At 43.6% G+C, this 18,232-nt stretch carries 18 protein-coding genes, 19 tRNA genes and 1 rRNA gene; 5 read left to right on the top strand and 33 right to left on the bottom strand.

Features of this window, described 5'->3' with window-relative positions; all coding sequences use genetic code 11:
* Positions 1-348: 348 nt before the first annotated feature.
* The gene (locus AC58U0_RS36610) at positions 349-1,416 is read right to left on the bottom strand and encodes an FUSC family protein (RefSeq protein WP_497383577.1); all 1,068 of its coding nucleotides are present in this window, start codon (positions 1,414-1,416) and stop codon (positions 349-351) included.
* Between the two features lie 94 nt (positions 1,417-1,510).
* The gene (locus AC58U0_RS36605; protein ID WP_497383576.1) at positions 1,511-2,785 is read right to left on the bottom strand and encodes a sensor histidine kinase; all 1,275 of its coding nucleotides are present in this window, start codon (positions 2,783-2,785) and stop codon (positions 1,511-1,513) included.
* Positions 2,786-3,130: 345 nt separating this feature from the next.
* On the opposite strand from AC58U0_RS36605, the gene AC58U0_RS36600 reads away from it, so the two are divergent.
* On the top strand, positions 3,131-3,724 hold the full coding sequence (locus AC58U0_RS36600) for a DUF1989 domain-containing protein (RefSeq protein WP_497383575.1): 594 nt from the start codon (positions 3,131-3,133) through the stop codon (positions 3,722-3,724).
* A gap of 64 nt (positions 3,725-3,788) precedes the next feature.
* Positions 3,789-4,547, top strand: coding sequence for a YqcI/YcgG family protein (locus AC58U0_RS36595; protein WP_497383574.1), 759 nt, complete (start codon positions 3,789-3,791; stop codon positions 4,545-4,547).
* Positions 4,548-4,601: 54 nt separating this feature from the next.
* Here the strand turns inward: AC58U0_RS36595 and AC58U0_RS36590 are convergent, their stop codons facing one another.
* The 8 genes from AC58U0_RS36590 to AC58U0_RS36555 form a co-directional block, all read right to left on the bottom strand.
* A complete protein-coding gene (locus AC58U0_RS36590) occupies positions 4,602-5,237 on the bottom strand; it encodes a spore coat protein (protein ID WP_497383573.1) in 636 nt (211 codons plus the stop codon).
* A 143-nt stretch (positions 5,238-5,380) separates the two neighbouring features.
* Complete coding sequence (locus AC58U0_RS36585) at positions 5,381-5,566, bottom strand: DUF3934 family protein (protein ID WP_057305242.1); 186 nt, start codon at positions 5,564-5,566, stop codon at positions 5,381-5,383.
* Between the two features lie 26 nt (positions 5,567-5,592).
* A complete protein-coding gene (locus AC58U0_RS36580) occupies positions 5,593-6,033 on the bottom strand; it encodes a HEAT repeat domain-containing protein (protein WP_414858801.1) in 441 nt (146 codons plus the stop codon).
* A gap of 562 nt (positions 6,034-6,595) precedes the next feature.
* Positions 6,596-6,781 carry a hypothetical protein gene (locus AC58U0_RS36575; RefSeq protein WP_497383572.1) on the bottom strand — a complete coding sequence of 62 codons (186 nt, stop codon included), beginning with the start codon at positions 6,779-6,781 and terminating at the stop codon, positions 6,596-6,598.
* A 93-nt stretch (positions 6,782-6,874) separates the two neighbouring features.
* A complete protein-coding gene (locus AC58U0_RS36570) occupies positions 6,875-7,729 on the bottom strand; it encodes an oxidoreductase (RefSeq protein ID WP_497383571.1) in 855 nt (284 codons plus the stop codon).
* Positions 7,730-7,899: 170 nt separating this feature from the next.
* Entirely contained in the window at positions 7,900-8,775 is an 876-nt protein-coding gene (locus AC58U0_RS36565) for an AraC family transcriptional regulator (RefSeq protein ID WP_497383570.1), read from the bottom strand.
* 13 nt (positions 8,776-8,788) lie between these two features.
* Positions 8,789-11,338 (bottom strand): winged helix-turn-helix domain-containing protein, encoded by a 2,550-nt coding sequence (locus AC58U0_RS36560; RefSeq protein WP_497383569.1) that lies wholly within the window; start codon positions 11,336-11,338, stop codon positions 8,789-8,791.
* A 148-nt stretch (positions 11,339-11,486) separates the two neighbouring features.
* Positions 11,487-11,678, bottom strand: coding sequence for a hypothetical protein (locus AC58U0_RS36555; RefSeq protein WP_497383568.1), 192 nt, complete (start codon positions 11,676-11,678; stop codon positions 11,487-11,489).
* A gap of 163 nt (positions 11,679-11,841) precedes the next feature.
* On the opposite strand from AC58U0_RS36555, the gene AC58U0_RS36550 reads away from it, so the two are divergent.
* Positions 11,842-12,006: a hypothetical protein gene (locus AC58U0_RS36550; protein ID WP_497383567.1), complete on the top strand. Its 165-nt coding sequence runs from the start codon at positions 11,842-11,844 to the stop codon at positions 12,004-12,006.
* Between the two features lie 116 nt (positions 12,007-12,122).
* Here the strand turns inward: AC58U0_RS36550 and AC58U0_RS36545 are convergent, their stop codons facing one another.
* Positions 12,123-12,896: an arylamine N-acetyltransferase family protein gene (locus AC58U0_RS36545; protein WP_497383566.1), complete on the bottom strand. Its 774-nt coding sequence runs from the start codon at positions 12,894-12,896 to the stop codon at positions 12,123-12,125.
* A 213-nt stretch (positions 12,897-13,109) separates the two neighbouring features.
* Here AC58U0_RS36545 and AC58U0_RS36540 point away from each other — a divergent pair, with 213 nt between their 5' ends.
* The gene (locus tag AC58U0_RS36540) at positions 13,110-13,364 is read left to right on the top strand and encodes a hypothetical protein (RefSeq protein WP_497383565.1); all 255 of its coding nucleotides are present in this window, start codon (positions 13,110-13,112) and stop codon (positions 13,362-13,364) included.
* A 17-nt stretch (positions 13,365-13,381) separates the two neighbouring features.
* On the top strand, positions 13,382-13,789 hold the full coding sequence (locus AC58U0_RS36535) for a hypothetical protein (RefSeq protein ID WP_497383564.1): 408 nt from the start codon (positions 13,382-13,384) through the stop codon (positions 13,787-13,789).
* On the opposite strand, the gene ade is transcribed toward AC58U0_RS36535, so the two are convergent.
* The 22 genes from ade to rrf all read right to left on the bottom strand — a co-directional run bounded on the left by ade (position 13,766) and on the right by rrf (position 18,208).
* Positions 13,766-15,574, bottom strand: coding sequence for an adenine deaminase (gene ade, locus AC58U0_RS36530; RefSeq protein WP_497383563.1), 1,809 nt, complete (start codon positions 15,572-15,574; stop codon positions 13,766-13,768). The genes AC58U0_RS36535 and ade overlap by 24 nt on opposite strands.
* A gap of 211 nt (positions 15,575-15,785) precedes the next feature.
* The gene (locus AC58U0_RS36525) at positions 15,786-16,013 is read right to left on the bottom strand and encodes a hypothetical protein (protein WP_497383562.1); all 228 of its coding nucleotides are present in this window, start codon (positions 16,011-16,013) and stop codon (positions 15,786-15,788) included.
* Between the two features lie 227 nt (positions 16,014-16,240).
* A tRNA-Gly gene (locus tag AC58U0_RS36520) sits at positions 16,241-16,311 on the bottom strand.
* A gap of 7 nt (positions 16,312-16,318) precedes the next feature.
* Positions 16,319-16,392 (bottom strand) — tRNA-Pro (locus tag AC58U0_RS36515).
* A gap of 22 nt (positions 16,393-16,414) precedes the next feature.
* Positions 16,415-16,491: transfer RNA gene (locus AC58U0_RS36510), tRNA-Arg, on the bottom strand.
* A 9-nt stretch (positions 16,492-16,500) separates the two neighbouring features.
* Positions 16,501-16,575 (bottom strand) — tRNA-Gly (locus AC58U0_RS36505).
* A 38-nt stretch (positions 16,576-16,613) separates the two neighbouring features.
* Positions 16,614-16,693: transfer RNA gene (locus AC58U0_RS36500), tRNA-Leu, on the bottom strand.
* 20 nt (positions 16,694-16,713) lie between these two features.
* Positions 16,714-16,786: transfer RNA gene (locus AC58U0_RS36495), tRNA-Lys, on the bottom strand.
* Between the two features lie 10 nt (positions 16,787-16,796).
* A tRNA-Gln gene (locus AC58U0_RS36490) sits at positions 16,797-16,868 on the bottom strand.
* A gap of 11 nt (positions 16,869-16,879) precedes the next feature.
* A tRNA-Tyr gene (locus tag AC58U0_RS36485) sits at positions 16,880-16,961 on the bottom strand.
* A gap of 40 nt (positions 16,962-17,001) precedes the next feature.
* Positions 17,002-17,077, bottom strand: a tRNA-Thr gene (locus tag AC58U0_RS36480).
* 14 nt (positions 17,078-17,091) lie between these two features.
* Positions 17,092-17,168: transfer RNA gene (locus AC58U0_RS36475), tRNA-Asp, on the bottom strand.
* Between the two features lie 31 nt (positions 17,169-17,199).
* Positions 17,200-17,276: transfer RNA gene (locus AC58U0_RS36470), tRNA-Met, on the bottom strand.
* Between the two features lie 24 nt (positions 17,277-17,300).
* A tRNA-Val gene (locus AC58U0_RS36465) sits at positions 17,301-17,376 on the bottom strand.
* A 23-nt stretch (positions 17,377-17,399) separates the two neighbouring features.
* Positions 17,400-17,474 (bottom strand) — tRNA-Glu (locus AC58U0_RS36460).
* Positions 17,475-17,495: 21 nt separating this feature from the next.
* Positions 17,496-17,584: transfer RNA gene (locus AC58U0_RS36455), tRNA-Ser, on the bottom strand.
* An 11-nt stretch (positions 17,585-17,595) separates the two neighbouring features.
* Positions 17,596-17,669 (bottom strand) — tRNA-Met (locus AC58U0_RS36450).
* Between the two features lie 27 nt (positions 17,670-17,696).
* A tRNA-Ser gene (locus tag AC58U0_RS36445) sits at positions 17,697-17,784 on the bottom strand.
* A gap of 5 nt (positions 17,785-17,789) precedes the next feature.
* Positions 17,790-17,865 (bottom strand) — tRNA-Asn (locus AC58U0_RS36440).
* Between the two features lie 3 nt (positions 17,866-17,868).
* Positions 17,869-17,944, bottom strand: a tRNA-Ala gene (locus AC58U0_RS36435).
* Positions 17,945-17,960: 16 nt separating this feature from the next.
* A tRNA-Ile gene (locus AC58U0_RS36430) sits at positions 17,961-18,037 on the bottom strand.
* 54 nt (positions 18,038-18,091) lie between these two features.
* Positions 18,092-18,208 (bottom strand): 5S ribosomal RNA (rrf, locus tag AC58U0_RS36425).
* Positions 18,209-18,232 lie beyond the last annotated feature (24 nt).

Below are 18,232 nucleotides of genomic sequence, written 5' to 3'. Positions count from 1 at the left end.
TTTGAACGATTTCTCGTTCGTGCTTACTCACTCGTTGTTCAGTTTTCAAAGATCAATTTCTTTCGTTCACTGCCGTGTTACCGAAGCAGCGAGAAGTAATATACCATATTGGAATTTCATTTGCAAGCTTTTATTTTATTTATCCATTCGTGAAGATATTCAACACGTTCAGACTCATTAATAATCGTTTGCCTTGCTTGTCCGTTTGGAACAAGAATCATAATATAGCACATACAATTTCGTAATGCAACCTCTAATCATTTTTTTTATTAAGGAACCTCCCGAGGTGCCAGAACTTCTGACAAACGAAAGGTTCAGTAAGACTATTTGATGAAAAATTGTTTTAATCTATTTTAACCTAATGCTTTTGAGCAATAAATCGAGGGGCTCTCTCTCTTGTGGCTCTCCGCGATGATCATGCTGGGCAAGCTTATCCAACCGCGCTATCTGATGACCGTAGTCGTACATTGCCGCAGCCACAACCGACAAACGCAACATTCCTTCCGATTGCTTATTATAACGTTCGATGAGTACCGTCATGAAACGCTCGTTCTCCGCTTCCATCTCCATACCTTCCGAACAGTCATCCTTGAGCTTGTCATCAAATTTCAACAGAATGTGCTCGTGGAACTTTATTAGCTTTTCCAAATGATCATCGAAATAGACATCGATTGCCTGTGTGCGGGACGTTTGAAAATAGTGCTCATCTACGGCTTCAAGAACCTCAAGCCCTTTGTACATCACAAGAAGCTTCTGCTTGTAAACAACAAGTTCACGAATGCGATTTAACCCGCTTCCCTTAATTTTCTTAATCTCTTCTTCCATGAGTCTGTACTTATCCGATAAAGACTTCAAACTGCTGCGCAAACCTTCTTTTTCCTCACGGAATACAGCCTCTTTCATTTCATTAGAGATAACCGTGCGAAGGAGGAGCGACATTTTGGCAAAAATCGTACGAATCTGTGCGGCGAATTGCTCTTTGGGCTTCGGTGGAAAGAATAGGATATTCACCACGAATGCACAACCGATACCAATCAAACTCAGAAGCAATCGATTGATGGCAAATTGCCACTCTCCGGAAGCCTCCATGACCGCTACCACAGTAACTAAGGTAAGGCCGATCGTTTCTTCCATACCCATTCTTAAACTTATGATGATGACAATGATACATACAATTCCAATAGCAATCACGTTATTAGAAAAAAACATACCCGCAAGCAGTGCCAATGCCGCGCCTAGAATATTCGTCTGCAGCTGTTCTAGGAAATAGCGCCAAGATCGATAGATCGAAGGCTGCATAGCAAAGATTGCCGCGACTGCTGCAATAACTGGAGGGGTGAAATTAAGCCAAGCACTTATGTATAAGGCCAAAGCAACAGCAATCCCCGTCTTCCACACGCGCGCACCGAAAACCATGAAACCCCACCTCATCCACAAAAATCTTATTCATTATTATCTTACACAGGTACGGATATGGATGCAAAGATGTGGTTTAGAATTTTCATACGCCTTAGCCGGTATCCTCCGAATGATCCATCCAGGCTCGCAAAGGCAGACTAAGAATGAACTTACTGCCATTACCTTGCTCACTCTGAAGAGTAAGGGAACCACCGAGCAATTTGGCAAGCTGCAAACTGATGGATAAGCCTAGACCTGTTCCTCCATATTTACGAGTCGTAGCTCCATCCCCTTGCCGAAATGCTTCAAATATCAACTGCTGCTTATCTAGGGCAATGCCGATGCCAGTGTCGCGAACGGCAAAGTCGATCCACTTAGGCGAAGCATTATCGTTATGATCACGAATTTTAACGGATAAAGTAATCCTGCCTTCTTCTGTGAATTTTATCGCATTCATAAGCAGGTTGCGAAGTATCTGGTTGAGCTTCTGTGAATCCATTTGAATGATCGTTGGCACATCTTTTCCCACGGTCACGTTGAAGCGCAGCTTTTTGGAATCCATCATTGGCTTGAATTGTTGTTTTATGTAATAGGCAAGCTCTTCGATAACGACTGGCTGCCATAGCATGTCCATTTTACCCGCTTCGATCTTAGATAAATCTAATACGCTATTGATCATTTGAAGCAGTTCATTTCCCGATGTATGAATGATATTCGCATATTGATTTACTTCCTTTGTACTCGTTACCTCTTCACTTTCCCGTATCAGATCTGACAAGGCGATTATACTGTTTAGAGGTGTTTTGAGTTCATGTGACATGTTGGCAATAAATTCCGATTTATAGATTGAAGCCTGCGCCAACTGCTGTGCCTTCTTCTCTAGCTCACGCTTCGATTGTAGAAGTCTCTTGGTCTGTTTTCGCAGAATCACATTCATATTACGTATCTTGTCCGCCCGCTGCTGCTCCTTATAGAAATCTCGAATAATGAAGACAAAAAAAGCACTAAGTAATAGGGCGGCCGGATAGGTGTACGGGGCAACTTTAGTCAAATAAGTGACCTTAGGTACAGCACCGAAACTAGCAATACCGAAGACCTGAAGCGAGTTAATTGAGAGGATGGAAATGAGCGCCTTTTTCTTATAGCTCCATGCGCTTTTTTGATATTTAGCCACAAGGATCGCTGCCAAACAACCCATCAGCATAATATTTAACGACCCCGTAATAGATTGTGGATTAATGCCGGTAATGCTATATCTGGCCAGCGCAATTCCAAATCCAATAATGAGTAACATATAGTGCTTACGGAATAATAGTGTTCCGTATATGATTGGAACGACTCGCAAATCAAATAACATGAATTCAGATACCCTCACGCCAAAAAACATCGTTAGCCATCCTGAACCTATAAAAATGGCTACAAGCACCGTCTGTTTCACGGTCCAAGATGCATGCTGAAACATATATTTAAAGCCAAGATTGAATAAATAAGCACAAGTTATCAGAATACAAATATTAACAAAAAAGCTTATACAAATGGTTATGATAGCACCTCCTGATCCTAAGTTCATACTAACTTATTTCCAATTATAACTACTCATCTTCTTTAAAATACCCTAATCTATGTAGGTTTGAAACAACTAGAAATAAGCACTCAATTTCCGTTTGAATGACACCTCATCCGAGTAGCCATACTGTAAAGATAACTTAACTAATGCTGCAGGAGGATACCAATGATCAATCAAAAATGGCGAATTCCCTCCACGCAAGGGCTTGGTTTTCGACTAGGAAAAGGGCAAGTCATCCGTATAACCGATGTGAAGGGCGAGCAGATTGCAGACTTTGTCGCCTATCGTGCCGATGATACCAGCGTGCGCCTGGATCCAGGCGTTACCATGGATGTGCTGCGTGCGATGAAAATCAAGCCTGGGGATCTTCTCTACTCCAATACATATACTCCTCTGCTCACCGTTTTGGCTGATACTGTAGGGCAGCACGATTTCATTAACTCTCCTTGCCGATCTGAAATGTATGAATTGCTGTACGATAAACAAAACCACGCAAACTGCTTTCATAATCTGAATCAAGCTCTTGCTCAGTTCAGCATTCCAGCTCCGGATCAACATTATTCTTTGAACTTCTTTATGAATACGGTTATTCAACCTTCTGGAGAAATCAGAATAGAACGGCCGTTATCCAAAGCTGGCGACTATGTTGAACTTCTCGCAGAAACGGACTTATTCGTGGCAGTATCTGCTTGTCCCTGTTCAGAAAGCGCCTGTAATGGATATATTTGCACACCTATTGATGTGGAAATTATGAACTAGAGACATTCACCCACCTTTCCTCCTTCGCATAGTATGCTCCGAATGGATGAAGGAGGGTGATGACATGGCTAACTTAATCTCCAAAGACTGGTTTGAGGCACATCAAGCTGATCTGCCGGAATGGCAGCAGGATGCTTTTCGCAAATTTGGTCATATGATTAATGATCCGGACCAGATGTACCCTTGCATACCCGGTCGTCTTGGTTATATCTCTAATAATCTACGATTCGGATTTGCTGCAGATCCTAGATCCGAAGAAGCCATCAAAAATGTCGCTAAGCTCTTGCAGCAATACGGCGATTTTTCGCGTGAAACGGGTAAATATGCTTCTCTTGTCATTTTTTTCAATACACCTGACGAATTAGTCAATGGCTTTTCCATAGAAGATTACGAACAACTGTTTTGGTCGGTTTTAAGCCGGGTAAGCGCTAAAGATCAGGTCCCCTGGCCATCACATATTTCGTCGGATCCTACCCATCATACCTGGGAGTTCTGTTATAACGGGCATCCGTATTTTGCTTTTTGCGGAACTCCTGCGCACGAGATTCGGAAAAGCCGACGGACTCCTTGTTTCCTCATCACGTTCCAGCCAAGGTGGGTATTCGAAGAAATCAACGATTCGACCCCTTTTGGCCGGAATATGAAAAAGCTGATTCGTCAGAAGTTAGTCGAGTACGACGGCGTTCCCGCGCATCCCTCCTTGAAGTGGTACGGCCAATCGGATAATCTAGAGTGGGAGCAGTATTTTTTGCGTGATGATGAAAGTGTGGCTTCTAAATGCCCTTTCACTTCTATGAGTAATAAAGTCAGTAATAAAGTTTAACGAGCAAAGAAAACCAGCATGGGTCGATGAGACCGATACTGGTTTATTTTAAAATTAGTGTATAGTTCCTGCTCTGTTATTAGGCGGCATTTGTGGCATTCCTTGTGCCGGAACAAAGGTATTAAGCATTTTTTGCATATCAGTGGCTTCAAGTTGGGGAACTTGATAGTAGGCATTTCTATTTTGATACAAGAAAATTTCATAGGCCATCTCGATAAAGTTCTGTACTTGAGATGCCAATACACGACGCACAGCAGGATTCGTCACTTCAAGGGAAGTCATCGTTAGCAGCGTAGCATGGGATTTCACAAGGCCTAGCATATGCGCGCTAATGCCTGCATCCTTCACATCAGCCAGCGATTGATTCGGCTTTTTGGGCTGTGTTGGTTTGATACCGTAGATCGGCTGCGACAGATTTCGGATCATATACGTCTGCGTTTCTTGACTCGGCTTTTGCCCTGTTGAAAAGCACTCTGCCGTTATGTTGTAATGGAACAGCGTAAAGTTGTACTGACGATCCAAAATATCCAGAAGCTCATTATCTTGGACGAATTGTCTGAATATCATGAACTGGTCCAGTACATTAATTGTACAGGCTAACACCTCGTGCAAATCAAAGAGCTCATGCCCCCCATGATTCATGTTCTGCATGCCTTGTGTCATGTTGTTATTTGGCGTTTGCTGCTGCATCTCGAAGTCTCCTTTAATGAATGGAATAGTAACTTCGATAATATGAGTTAAGTTGAGCGATTTTATTCGTGCAGCAGGTAAAATACCCCCGGCAGGATGCCGAGGGTATGGTATTTAAGATATGGTCTTATGAGCAGCAGCCGCTAAGCTTTAGGTTTATCGCCACTGCTGCTACTCGCGGCCTTTGCAGCTTTGGCTGCTGCTAATAGACCTTTACTTTTATAAGGTTTTGGGGCACTCTTTGCTCTATTGGCACTAGCTTGCCATCGGTTCCAACCCTTACTGTCTGTCCCTCTGCCGGTTCCGCCTTTACCCTTTGCTTTGCTCATGTACTCACTCCATTATGTTGTGGTTCTTATTTTTTCAGCAACGATGCCCATGTGGTTTCAAGCCATTGATCGAAGTCAGAGCCTTTGTCACCTTCGTAAGTATCATATACGTCACTTCTGGTCTTCTGTAACTTCTCTTTAAACTCTTCAAACGTATGCCCTTCTGGTAAGCTCTTCTTAATGCGCACAAAAACTTTACCTGCACCTTTAATCAAGTCACCTTTTTTCCTTGGCGGCAGCTGAACATCCTCACCAAATGCACGGAGTTTGCGGTAAGCAGCCTCTTGAATGGGATATACAGCATCGCCGCTCATCATACGCACTAGAATGTTAATGGTTTGTTGGTCGTTATACTGGCCTAATGCTTCAACGGCTTCTAGACGTTCTCTCCAATTGGATGTACGATTGGCCGATTTTTTCAGTTCCTCAAAATTGGGAGGTATTTCGTTTTTTAATTCGATGGTCAAATGATTCAAGCTCCTTCTGTCTGCTGTTATTAGATTGATGTTACACTTTTTTGAAGTGGAGCGCCAACTTTTTGGTGATTATATTTATAAACGGGACATCAGAGTACCATTTATACAGGATTTTATATATTTTATCATATTATACGGGTATCTCTTTTTATCAACGATTTCAATAACCTCAATTTGAGGTAAATGAGATGTCCGATTTTTTAAGACTAGTTGGCGAACGGTTAAGAATGGTTAAGAATGGTTAGAAAGCTAAAGGGTTTAACACAAGATCAGTTGGCTGAAAAACAGGCAAGGATAGTATGAGTAAATCGCACATTTCGGACGAATGATTTCCTGGATACTATTGATGCCAAGGAGTCTGGTAGAAGGAATAAGAAGAGCTAGCGTTCGTGTTTACACAGGGAGGGTATCGTATACTATGCGTTCGCATTATTACTGCCCTTCCTGTATGTTTTTTTACTCTCAATTTAATAAATGCTAAAAAACAAAACAACGACCAGCTCACACTAATGCGAACTGACCGTTGCTTCATTTGCTATTCATTATATCAGCCTCAATTTACGACTACACCCCTACAGTACTTGCATACAGCTGCATCGATGGCAATTTCCTCGTTACAATAAGCGCACGACTTATGTGTTTGCAAATCAGCCACCGGAACCACTTTGCGCTTCTTCACGTTCATGAGAATCAATAAACCAACCACAACCACGATAACGGCCAACAACCAATAAACCATACCGAAACACCTCCTAGTTGATAAACAACTTCTGATGATTCCGTATAAGTATATTCGGTCATTCTTGTCCATTTGTCTTCGTTGTGAACAAGATTAAAATCCTCTTACATCATCATGGTCCGTTCCCGTAATGACGTCATACCAGTCTTCAATGTCTTTTTCAAACCTTGCCGTCTTTTCTCTATACATAGCCAGTGTGTCGTTGCCTAGAGGCAAATGAACCGGGGGCTTTTCAGAATTGGCCAATTTAATGAAAGCTTGAGCGAGTTTCTTGGGATCGCCAGGCTGTTTCTTATTAACTTGTGTGGCAAAGCTTCGCATTTCTCCCACTGTGCCTGCATAATCATCGATGACATTAGCGGTTCTTATCAAAGACGTTGGATCAAGAAATTCAGTTCTGAAAAATCCTGGTGCCACGACGGTTGCAAATATCCCTAAAGGAGCTAATTCCAAAGCCATGGACTCCGTAATGCCTTCAACAGCAAACTTGGTAGAACCATAAATCCCCCAGCCTACATACCCGTTCAATCCACCCACGGATGAAATATTGATGACATGTCCCGAGCGCTGCTTACGCATGTAGGGTAAAATCGCACGGGTAACGTTCAGTAAACCGAAAACATTGGCATCATAATTCTGTTTCACTTCTTCATTCGAAGCTTCCTCAACGGCACTCAGTAATCCATAACCAGCATTATTGACTAGCACGTCAATTCTTCCGAATTTGTCTGCTGCTTGTTTCGCTGCATCTAAGGCTTGAGCTTCATTCGTAACGTCCAGGACAGTTACAAATAAGTTTTCGTTGTTATCAAGCTCCGCGGCTAATTGTTCAGGCTTGCTGCGAACGGTGGCTACCACCTTATTGCCCTCTGCTAAAGCTGCTTTTGCAATTTCCAATCCGAACCCTCTGGATGCTCCCGTGATGAGCCATACTTTTTGATTTGTCATTATTTGTTGTCTCCTTTTGAGCGTCATTTTTGATTGAATCATTCATGACTTAAGATTATCACAGCACATTTCGTCCTACTTTTCCAAAAGGCCCAAAGAATTTGTCTATTTAGCTCAAATAACAAAAATCTTAGCCCGGCAGATGCCGAACTAAGATTTTTGGTTAGCTTTTAGCTTAACTGTTGCTTGTAAAAGGACGGGGTATAGCCAAAATGCTCTTTGAAAACCCTTGAAAAATGCGCAACATTCTCAAATCCCGTCATAAAGCAAACATCCGTAACTGACATAGCTGAATGGGTCAACATTTCTTTGGCCTTCTCCAAGCGTTTCTGCCGAATCCATAGTGATGGGGACGTGTTGTAAATCGTTTGAAAATCCCTTTTAAAGCTAGACATGCTTCTTCCCGATAAATAAGCCAAATCATTCACTGAAACAGGATTCAAGATATTTTGTTCCACGATGGTTGAGATATCGGATCGTACCTGCTGCTTCAACTGAAATAATTGCTGCATGAAATTTTCGTTGGCATGGCTAAGATCAAACAATAATTCCAACAACTTGATTTTAATTAATCCGTCCTCGATGTTATCAGGTTCGTTGAAATATGGTTTTAACGACCCTAAATAGGTTAACAATCGTTCACTTATCGGATTTACGAAAATAGGTACCAATGCTGTTGGCTGCGCAGATGGAATGTCCGCCATTTTAATAAAGTCTTTAAGCAATTCATCTTTTAGAAAAAACATCATGTACTCTAATAAGTAAGCCTGATTAGGTTCGCCTGATTTTTCATATTCAATAACAATGGATTTTTGCAAAAGTACCATTTCATGCTTATGAGCAACGTACACCTTATCGCCGTATCGCACCGTATAGGTGCCATTTAGCACAAACATGAGCAGGTAGTCTTCTAAGAACATAGACCCTTGTTTTCCTACCGTGTTGGTGCACGATTCAATAACTGTCAATCCTTTGAGTTTCAACACTTTTTGATTGAATGGCGATGCTGCTAAGCCTTGCGGTGCTTTTATTATTCTTTGGTTCACGCGCACCTTCTCCTCAATTCTCTACTTCTTTGGCACGCTGCAGTGCCTGCACACGATTATTTACTTTAAGCTTTCTGTACACATTCTTTATATGCGACTTTACAGTTTCACCCGAGATGTTCAACTGATGAGCGATTTGTTTGTTCGACAATCCATTGCCAATCAGCTGTAATATCCTCATCTCCTGCTCTGTTAACGTTTCTTTAAGAGATACTTCTTCTGGAGTGACATGAAAAGCTTGGAGCAGCTGTTTCACGTAGGCAAAGGAAACCCCTGAGGTATTTCTTAAACGACTGCTTTGCTGCCCCTTCAAATAAACCGAAAGCAACTTCACCATTATAGGGCCTTCGTCAATAAAGCTGCGAATGTACCCTTCTGGTTCAGCCAATAACAAAGCGTTCTCCAACGGAGCGAGGGCAGCCTCATCTCGACCCAAACGCTGAAGCATCACACTTTGCAAAATTAACACCTTAATTCGATCCCGAAGACGATCTTCCTTGCTTAATAAAAGATACAACCGTTCTAATAGGTGTAACGCTTCATGAGTCTGTTCACACGCCGCAAGCACTCTGGCTAACGCTAGATGCTCTGTCACACGATTCATGGAAACCTCGTCCGTATATGCCAGACCACAGCTTTGCATCCAATCAATCGCATCTTGGATGGAGCCTTGCTGAAGGGACAAATAGGCTTGTTCCGCTTCGATCTTCATCATCAATAAATCATAATCAGGGGAGTTAATTTGCAATTTTAACTGCTCTAGAAGATCTGTGGCTCGGTTTGAGTTTCCTTTGGCTTGCTGAATTCGAGAGGCGCTGATGGAAATTTGAATCAGAATCCTCGCAAAAGGCTGCATATCCTTGCGTCCTTGTGCCTGATTTATATAAAGTTCAGCCTCATCCAACCGATTCCACTCATAAAGCAATTTGCTATAAGAGACATACAAGAAACCGATAAAAGGATAATTTTTTTTAGTTTCCCACGTTTTAATCCATTTCAACAAAAACGCATCTGCCGCATGAAGATCGTTTATAAACGCCAGATGATCATCAAATGCATCATAACCCTGATATCTATTGCGACCCATCGTTTGGAAGAAACTTCCTTCCGGTATGTATTGTTCAACTAACTCGAAGTATGCCGACGTTTGTACCAAATCTTTTTGAAGATACGACATGACCGCACAAAAAAAGTAAATATTACCCATTGTACGCTTCCATTCTACATCGGGTAATTTCTCCTGCAGTGCTTGAAACCGGATCTTCGCTTGCTCCACTCTTCGAAAAGCCGATTCCCATTGTCCGACTCCGAGCAATACGGATATATAGAACATTTCGATCATAGGCTTCTCCGCAAAAGAGTTTTCCGGTAAAACAGACACCCATCTAATCAACGCGACACTCTTCGATTGCACTAACGTTTGAAGATTTTTCTCGATCAAACGAACGGCGTTCGCATACTGTTTCCCCTCTAAAAAATGCTCCACTGCTTCTTCATCAAAGCCATGATTCTGGAGCCATTTGGCCGCATTTATATGCGCTTGTTTCCATTTATCCGGATTCGTTCTAGACAATTGTTGTTGCAAAAAATCGGAAAGCAAGTGATGATATCGATACCAATTCCTTTGATCGTCTAAAGGAATGACAAATAAATTCAGCTGCTCTAGTCTTTCCAATTGTTCTTGACAGTTCATTTTACCTGTTACAGCCTCGCACAATGATCGATTCATTCGACTTAAGATAGACGTTTCCAGTAAAAAGTCGCGCATAGACTCCGACTGATGTTGAAGCACTTCTTCTAGTAAATAATCGGATATATGATGCTGCTGACCGCTAAATTGATGGATAGACTCTGCTATATTATTACTGCGCTTCAAAGAAATCGCTGCTAGTTGCAAGCCGCTGATCCATCCCTCAGTCTGGCGGAATAGCTCTGTTACTTGCTCCTTCGTTAGTAATAAATCGGTCGTATCCCGAAAAAAAACAAGTCCTTCATCTAATTGAAACCGCAAATCTGGAATAACGATTCGGTGTAAGTCACCTTTAGCCAATAATCGAGCGGTTGGGATCGCCAAATCAGTCCGACTAGCGATGTAAAGATGAATATAGGGAGGCAAATACTCAACCAGATAAACTAACGAATCGTGGATCGCAGGGAGCTCAATGACATGATAATCGTCAAGAATGATCACCATTTCGTTTGTAAAGCGATTTAGTTCATTTAAAAGTGTTTTGATCACCGTCTCTGAAGACTCCGAAGGCCCGTTCTCAAGCAGAGAAGAAACCGCCTTGCCGAAGCCGGGAACTCTCTCCTGGATGGAAGCTGTGACGTAACTCCAAAACTGAATCCAATCATTATCCTGCTTATCTAGTGAAACCCACGCTACAAGCGCACTACACTGTTTCGCCCATTGACTTAATGCAGTTGTTTTGCCGTAACCGGCCTGTGCGGAAACAAGCGTCACCTTCGCATCCATTCCCTCATTCAGCTTTTGCATCACCCTGGGCCGTGAAACCAAAGCGTTACGGATATGTGGTATATGAAGTTTTGTACTTACGATCATAGAAGAACTCCTGTTAGTATCCATACATAAATTATATCTCATTTTCTTGTAACACGGCATAAGTTCCGTAAAAAAAGGATTATCCCTTAAGCAGCTCGTTCGAGCGCCTGAAGGATAATCCCCATTATTATATACGTCAATTTTCTCTTTACTTGCTCTTTTGTGCTAACACTTTCAGTAGAACAGTTACAGCCTCTGCTCTCGTTGTTTGGGCAGCTGGATCGAATTTGTTCATGTCTTTATCTTCTACGAAGCTTGTTGTGCCATTAGCATCGATTGGCTGACCCGAAGCTTTTGCGAGCATCGCTGCCATCTCTGTACGTGTAATTTCTGCATTCACCCTCCGAATGGAAAGAACGCTAATTCTATTTCGCGTTGTTCTGAAGTACTTTTACTCGATGCATCAACCATACCCTTTGAACATAATATATAAATAAAACGCTTCCAAAACCACTGTCGTGGAGAATTTGTAGGAGACATATATAAATAGGGAGTTGATGTCCATGTTCAACCCTAAAGAATGGACCAAACAAATGAAATTCATTCATGGCGTTGCAAGAACTATCTACATCAACAAACACACAGGATTACCAAAGCTAAGTTGTACTTTCACCAAAGAGCAGCAGAAAGAGTTAGAACGTGAAGACAGTAGGTTATCACTTTCGTAATCAAAATCATTTCGTATTACTTCAAGTTAGAAAAAAAAAAGGGGCCCCTTTACGGGGGCCTCTTCGACGTTGAATAAATGGAATCCAACTATTGTAGTACATGACTACATGAATGATTAATCTAGATGAATACCAAAATGCTCTTGCAGCGCTGCTTTATACTCTTCTTCAGACTGCGGAGTGAACGTCCTAACCCCCGCGGATGTAAAGATGCGAAACTCTCGACCAGCCAGCGTATTCCGCCCTTCCAGGGTGCGCATGGCGACCATTGGGCTTTTGGTAAATATCGAATCCGGGGCGTTCTCACACCAGAAGGTCGCAAAGGTGAAGTCCTTCGGCAGCTGAGGCTCCTCCGTAAACGAGTAGATGCGGTTCCATTCCTTGTTCTTCTGCTCACACAACATCCAACCGTAATAGGCATCGCGCTCGAGACGGTAGCACTCTCCGCCTTGGTGCTGTTCAAGACCTTCGATCCACGCTATTGGCCTGCGGGGGACAATCCCCCCTACTCCGACATCGCACAAGTAAATCGTGCCTTCTGCTTCTACCTTCAGGACGTGATGGCGTCGTTTCGGTGGTGTGTTCGGCTCGTCGCGCCAAAATCGAGCAACCAAGTCAGTGACCGAATAGCCAAGTTCTCGCAGCAGCCAGCCAAATAATGCATTCAGCTCGAAGCAGTACCCACCGCGTCCACGCACGACAATCTTTTGATATAGATCCTCAGGATCCAACGATAGAGCTATTCGGTTCATAATGTCCAAATTTTCGTACGGAACCGTGTGCAGATGACACTCCTGCAGGTCAGCTAGTGTCTTTGCGCTGCCATCGAGCGAACCTTTAAACCCGATACGCTCCAGATAGGTCTGAATCTGACTATTTTTACTGAACATGTTGAACACCCCATCCCTATTTTTTTCATTGAATAGACAAGATCGTGCGATTTAACAACAATATACTTTTAAAAAATACCATCATCACCCTATTTCCGTCATATATTCCAGTTTAACTCTTCATAAAAGCTTACAAAACGACAACGGTTTTCGAGCGACATTTTAGTTCTAATCCGTTAATCTATGAAAAAAGATTCATAGGAGGGCTGATTTATGATTCAAAACTTAGAGCTATGTGCAACGGGATTGTTAATTATCTCCATAATGTTTCACCTTCTTATAGATATAATCAAAAAGAATAAAATCATTAACTATCCAATTAACTATCCAATTAACTATCCAATTCAAGAAGAGGAATCTATCCAAGTTATTTACCCACAGTATATCGACTGCAGCCGGAGCATTAATCTTTCACTTCTTCCCAAAGATTATCTTTTTACGGATGGGCAGCTCAGCGAGATTCATTAATTTAAGGGGGTCATACTGTGTCAAACAAGGTAATCAGTGATGAAGAGTTGATGTTGCTGCTGTCTCCCACTAATAGTAACGAAGAAAATGAGCAATCAGAGAAACCGAAGCTAACCATGAAATTACTATATGAGCTTATAAAAAAGCTAAAACAAGAGAACTTGTTGCTTTCCAAACGTGTAGACGAATTTGAACAGCAATTGAATTTGTTGCATCAAATTCGAGATGAGGTGGCCACCACCCTAGATCTGCCGATTATCGAGGAAACCGAAATCACAGTAAGGATGGAAGCTGAGCTCGTTTCCGGCTTCCCGCAAACCATCCAAACCTCCCGCGCCGAACGTCATCCTTCTAAAAAGAATAAAAAGGATAAGCTCTTTTGGACCTATTTATTTAGCCACTTAACCAATTTCCACTTCAATTAGCTTGAACTGTGTAACATCGACAATACCTCGGTTTGAAATCCGAATTTCTGGAATAACAGGTAAAGCAATTAATGAGAATGTCATAAACGGAGCGTTCAGCGGGCAGCCAATTTGTTTCCACGCTTTTTCGAGCTCTACAACCTCTCTAACGACTTCAAGTAATGATTTATCTGACATGAGGCCTGCGATGGTCATTGGTACTTGAGCCAGCACTTTACCGTTCTCTACAACGATCATACCGCCTCCCATTTTGACAAGCTCATTAGCTGCCAAAGCCATATCCTGCTCATTGATCCCCATAACAATTAGATTGTGACTGTCATGCGCCACTGTAGACGCTACCGCACCTGCCTTCAGTTGAAAACCATGCGTAAAACCAAGTGAAATTTGACCCGTTCCACGGTGCCGCTCGATACAGGCGAGGCGGATGATATCCTGCTCTGCATCTGGTTGGATGATGCCTTGCTCAACACCCAGCATTGCTGTCATTTTCTCTGTTCTTGCACTGTTTTCAATAATGTTAATAACATTAACCTTCGTCTTATCCTGATTACTGCGACTTACAAGCTTGAAGTCCTCAGCTGTAAGTTCCCGTTTAACGTTCATGGAATTACGGATGTGCTCGGGATAGACGTATTCAGGGAAATCAACCGTAAGCTTTCCATTATCAAAAACAACCTGACCATCGGTAATAACGGTCGAAGGCTCGACCTTCTTTAAATCGTCTATTAATAAAATGTCAGCACATTTACCAGGAGTGATGCTGCCCAAATCTTGCTCCATTTTAAAATAACGCGCCACATTAATCGTTACCATTTGAATCGCGGTTACAGGATCCACACCCTCTTCGATCGCGCGGCGTACCACATGATTGAGATGCCCCTTCTCCACCAAGGTTTGCGGATTTACGTCATCCGTGACGAGCGAAATATTGGCTGTGTTGACCTTATCTTCCGTTACCACCTTAATGACCTCTTTGACATCATGCCAGGCTGAGCCTTCACGAATCATAAGGTGCATGCCCATGCGGACTTTATGGAGACCTTGTTCCCTAGTTACGGTTTCATGATCAGATGTCACGCCGGATGCTATATACGCTTGCAGCATACGATCATCATCACTTGGAAAATGTCCTGTGACAGTTTTACCACTCTTGATCGTTTCTTCAATCTCCCCGCACATTTTCGGATCACCATAAACGACACCTGGGAAATTCATAACTTCGCCTAGTCCGACCACATTGTCCCACTGCAGTCCCTCTTTAATATCGATCACCTCTAAGCTTGCACCTGCATCTTCCAAGCCGTTAGTCGCTGGTACGCAGGATGGGAAGGTCGTGAATACTTTGAGAGGCAGCTGCTGCCCCTCTTCGTGCATCAGCCTTACACCTTCTGTTCCAAATACATTGGCAATTTCATGAGGGTCCATAAAAATCCCCGTTGTTCCTTTGGCTAATGCCGCTTTGGCAAACTCGGTGACGGAAAGCATCGTGCTTTCAACATGCATATGACCATCTAAAAATCCTGGAGACATATACTTCCCTGTGGCATCGATAACGACCGTTTGAGCCCCAATGATATGGTCTGCGTTCCCTACATACGCTATTCTCCCAGCCGCAACAGCAACATCCATATGCTCAATTAATTCTCCAGAATAAACATTGACGAGTGTTCCATTCTTAATGACTACATCGGCAAAAGCTTCGCCTATTGCAACCTTTGCTAGCGTTCTGCTCACATCAACTAGCTTATTTCTTTTATTTAGAGTTCTTTTATTTAGAGTCATGGATTTTGTACTCCTTATTGTATTTAAATTCATTGACCTATTCCAGTTCGGTGACATGCGTCACCTCCCTTTGAATATTGGATTCATATGCATTATTTGTATCACTTCCACATTAAATTTACCATGAAAAAGGTTTTTCTCAAGGGTTGCATGCTACAACAGAGGATTCCCCATTTCTTTTTATTAAATTATGTGATGGAAATACTCCAAATTACAATTTGAATTCGCGGACTTTCTTTCCTGTACAAACGAAAAAAGACCACCCGAAGGTGATCTTTTTCTGTGAAGTGGGCGGCGGGAATACACCAAATACTGATTTAAATTGCTTCCTACGGCAGCGGCTAGTGGTATATTTGGACGCGCGTCCTACTTGGGTATATTCGATGATGTCTTCACGGACGGTCGAACCCATACGGCTTCTCTTCCAGTTCCCGTTCACAGAAAAAAGACCACCCGAAGATGATCTTTTTCTGTGAAGCGGGCGGCGGGAATACTCCAAATACTTATTTAAATTGCTTCCTACGGAAGCGGCTAGTGGTATATTTGGACGCGCGTCCTACTTGGGTATATTCGATGATGTCTTCACGGACGGTCGAACCCCTACGGCTTCTCTTCCTTTCCCGCTCAAACGAAAAAAGACCACCCGAAGGTGATCTTTTTCTATGAAGCGGGCGGCGGGAATCGAACCCGCGCGATCAGCTTGGAAGGCTGAAGTTCTACCATTAAACTACGCCCGCGTGTCTATCGGGACGACACGATTTGAACATGCGACCCCCTGCTCCCAAAGCAGGTGCTCTACCAAGCTGAGCTACGTCCCGATAAGGTATAACATATGAAAAATGGCGCGCCCTGAGAGATTCGAACTCCCGACCTTTTGATTCGTAGTCAAATACTCTATCCAGCTGAGCTAAGGGCGCTTATTAAAATGGAGCGGAAGACGGGGATCGAACCCGCGACCCTCGCCTTGGCAAGGCGATGCTCTACCGCTGAGCCACTTCCGCATAGGTACCTCAGGAGTTGAATACTGCTGAGGATTTGATGCGCGTAGAGGGACTTGAACCCCCACGGTCACCCGCTAGATCCTAAGTCTAGTGCGTCTGCCAATTCCGCCATACGCGCATGCTGTAAATAAGGCAAAGTGAGTCATGTAGGATTCGAACCTACGACACCCTGATTAAAAGTCAGGTGCTCTACCAACTGAGCTAATGACTCAAGTGAAGAACTGGGGATCAAGGATTTGAACCTTGGCATGACGGAGTCAAAGTCCGTTGCCTTACCGCTTGGCTAATCCCCAATGGTTTGGAATGGAGGCTGATGGATTCGAACCACCGAACTCGAAGAGAGCAGATTTACAGTCTGCCGTGTTTAGCCACTTCACTAAGCCTCCACATTTAAAACAAGCTTTGCTCCACTTTTTTTGGGAATTGTGGTGCCGTCGAGAGGACTTGAACCCCCAACCTACTGATTACAAGTCAGTTGCTCTACCAGTTGAGCTACAACGGCATATTTTGAAAAAATGGCGGAGCTGACGGGATTCGAACCCGCGGTCTCCTGCGTGACAGGCAGGCATGTTGGGCCACTACACCACAGCTCCACACTATATAAAACAACTCTCAGAAAGAGTTTGGTTGCGGGGGCAGGATTTGAACCTGCGGCCTTCGGGTTATGAGCCCGACGAGCTACCGGGCTGCTCCACCCCGCGACATGGAAAGCATGATACAAAATATGGTGGAGGCTGACGGGATCGAACCGCCGACCCTCTGCTTGTAAGGCAGATGCTCTCCCAGCTGAGCTAAGCCTCCAAGGGATAAAACTAGAAAATAGATGGTGACCCGTAGGGGACTCGAACCCCTGTTACCTCCGTGAAAGGGAGGTGTCTTAACCACTTGACCAACGGGCCAAACTCAAAAAAATTTACCGACGGAGAGAGAGGGATTCGAACCCTCGCACCACTTACGCAGTCTAACCCCTTAGCAGAGGGTCCCCTTATAGCCACTTGGGTATCTCTCCAATTTATCTAGTAGCGGCAGAGGGGCTCGAACCCCCGACCTTACGGGTATGAACCGTACGCTCTAGCCAGCTGAGCTACGCCGCCATATTGTCTTTCCTTTATCTAAAGAAACGGAGAAGGAGGGATTCGAACCCTCGAGACGCTTGTGACGCCTACACGATTTCCAATCGTGCTCCTTCGGCCGCTCGGACACTTCTCCAAAAATGGCTCCCCGAACAGGACTCGAACCTGTGACAACTCGATTAACAGTCGAGTGCTCTACCAACTGAGCTATCAGGGAATATGGTGGAGCCAAGCGGGATCGAACCGCTGACCTCCTGCTTGCAAGGCAGGCGCTCTCCCAGCTGAGCTATGGCCCCATAAATTTTAATTAAATGGTGGGCCCTAGTGGACTCGAACCACCGACCTCACCCTTATCAGGGGTGCGCTCTAACCAGCTGAGCTAAGGGCCCTAATGTGTAAACAGTTTACGGGGTGGCAAAAAAAATACCCACTAGGGGTATTCTGCTTGGCAACGTTCTACTCTCCCAGAACCTTGCGGTTCAAGTACCATCGACGCTGGAGGGCTTAACGGTCGTGTTCGAGATGGGAACGCGTGGGTCCCCTCCGCCATCATCACCAAACAGTCAAAGCGTGGTTTGCGCCTT

The organism is Paenibacillus sp. J31P190 (genome assembly GCF_059692075.1).
This window is presented reverse-complemented; position numbering and strand designations above follow the sequence as displayed.

What these genes read in the sequence shown, in the direction of transcription:
- AC58U0_RS36550 (WP_497383567.1), top strand. Translation starts at nt 11,842, where the DNA reads ATGTTCAACCCTAAAGAATGGACCAAACAAATGAAATTCATTCATGGC.
- AC58U0_RS36610 (WP_497383577.1), bottom strand. Translation starts at nt 1,416, where the DNA reads ATGGTTTTCGGTGCGCGCGTGTGGAAGACGGGGATTGCTGTTGCTTTG.
- AC58U0_RS36600 (WP_497383575.1), top strand. Translation starts at nt 3,131, where the DNA reads ATGATCAATCAAAAATGGCGAATTCCCTCCACGCAAGGGCTTGGTTTT.
- AC58U0_RS36595 (WP_497383574.1), top strand. Translation starts at nt 3,789, where the DNA reads ATGGCTAACTTAATCTCCAAAGACTGGTTTGAGGCACATCAAGCTGAT.
- AC58U0_RS36575 (WP_497383572.1), bottom strand. Translation starts at nt 6,781, where the DNA reads ATGGTTTATTGGTTGTTGGCCGTTATCGTGGTTGTGGTTGGTTTATTG.
- AC58U0_RS36560 (WP_497383569.1), bottom strand. Translation starts at nt 11,338, where the DNA reads ATGATCGTAAGTACAAAACTTCATATACCACATATCCGTAACGCTTTG.
- AC58U0_RS36540 (WP_497383565.1), top strand. Translation starts at nt 13,110, where the DNA reads ATGATTCAAAACTTAGAGCTATGTGCAACGGGATTGTTAATTATCTCC.
- AC58U0_RS36605 (WP_497383576.1), bottom strand. Translation starts at nt 2,785, where the DNA reads ATGTTTTTTGGCGTGAGGGTATCTGAATTCATGTTATTTGATTTGCGA.
- AC58U0_RS36590 (WP_497383573.1), bottom strand. Translation starts at nt 5,237, where the DNA reads ATGCAGCAGCAAACGCCAAATAACAACATGACACAAGGCATGCAGAAC.
- AC58U0_RS36570 (WP_497383571.1), bottom strand. Translation starts at nt 7,729, where the DNA reads ATGACAAATCAAAAAGTATGGCTCATCACGGGAGCATCCAGAGGGTTC.
- AC58U0_RS36585 (WP_057305242.1), bottom strand. Translation starts at nt 5,566, where the DNA reads ATGAGCAAAGCAAAGGGTAAAGGCGGAACCGGCAGAGGGACAGACAGT.
- ade (WP_497383563.1), bottom strand. Translation starts at nt 15,574, where the DNA reads ATGACTCTAAATAAAAGAACTCTAAATAAAAGAAATAAGCTAGTTGAT.
- AC58U0_RS36545 (WP_497383566.1), bottom strand. Translation starts at nt 12,896, where the DNA reads ATGTTCAGTAAAAATAGTCAGATTCAGACCTATCTGGAGCGTATCGGG.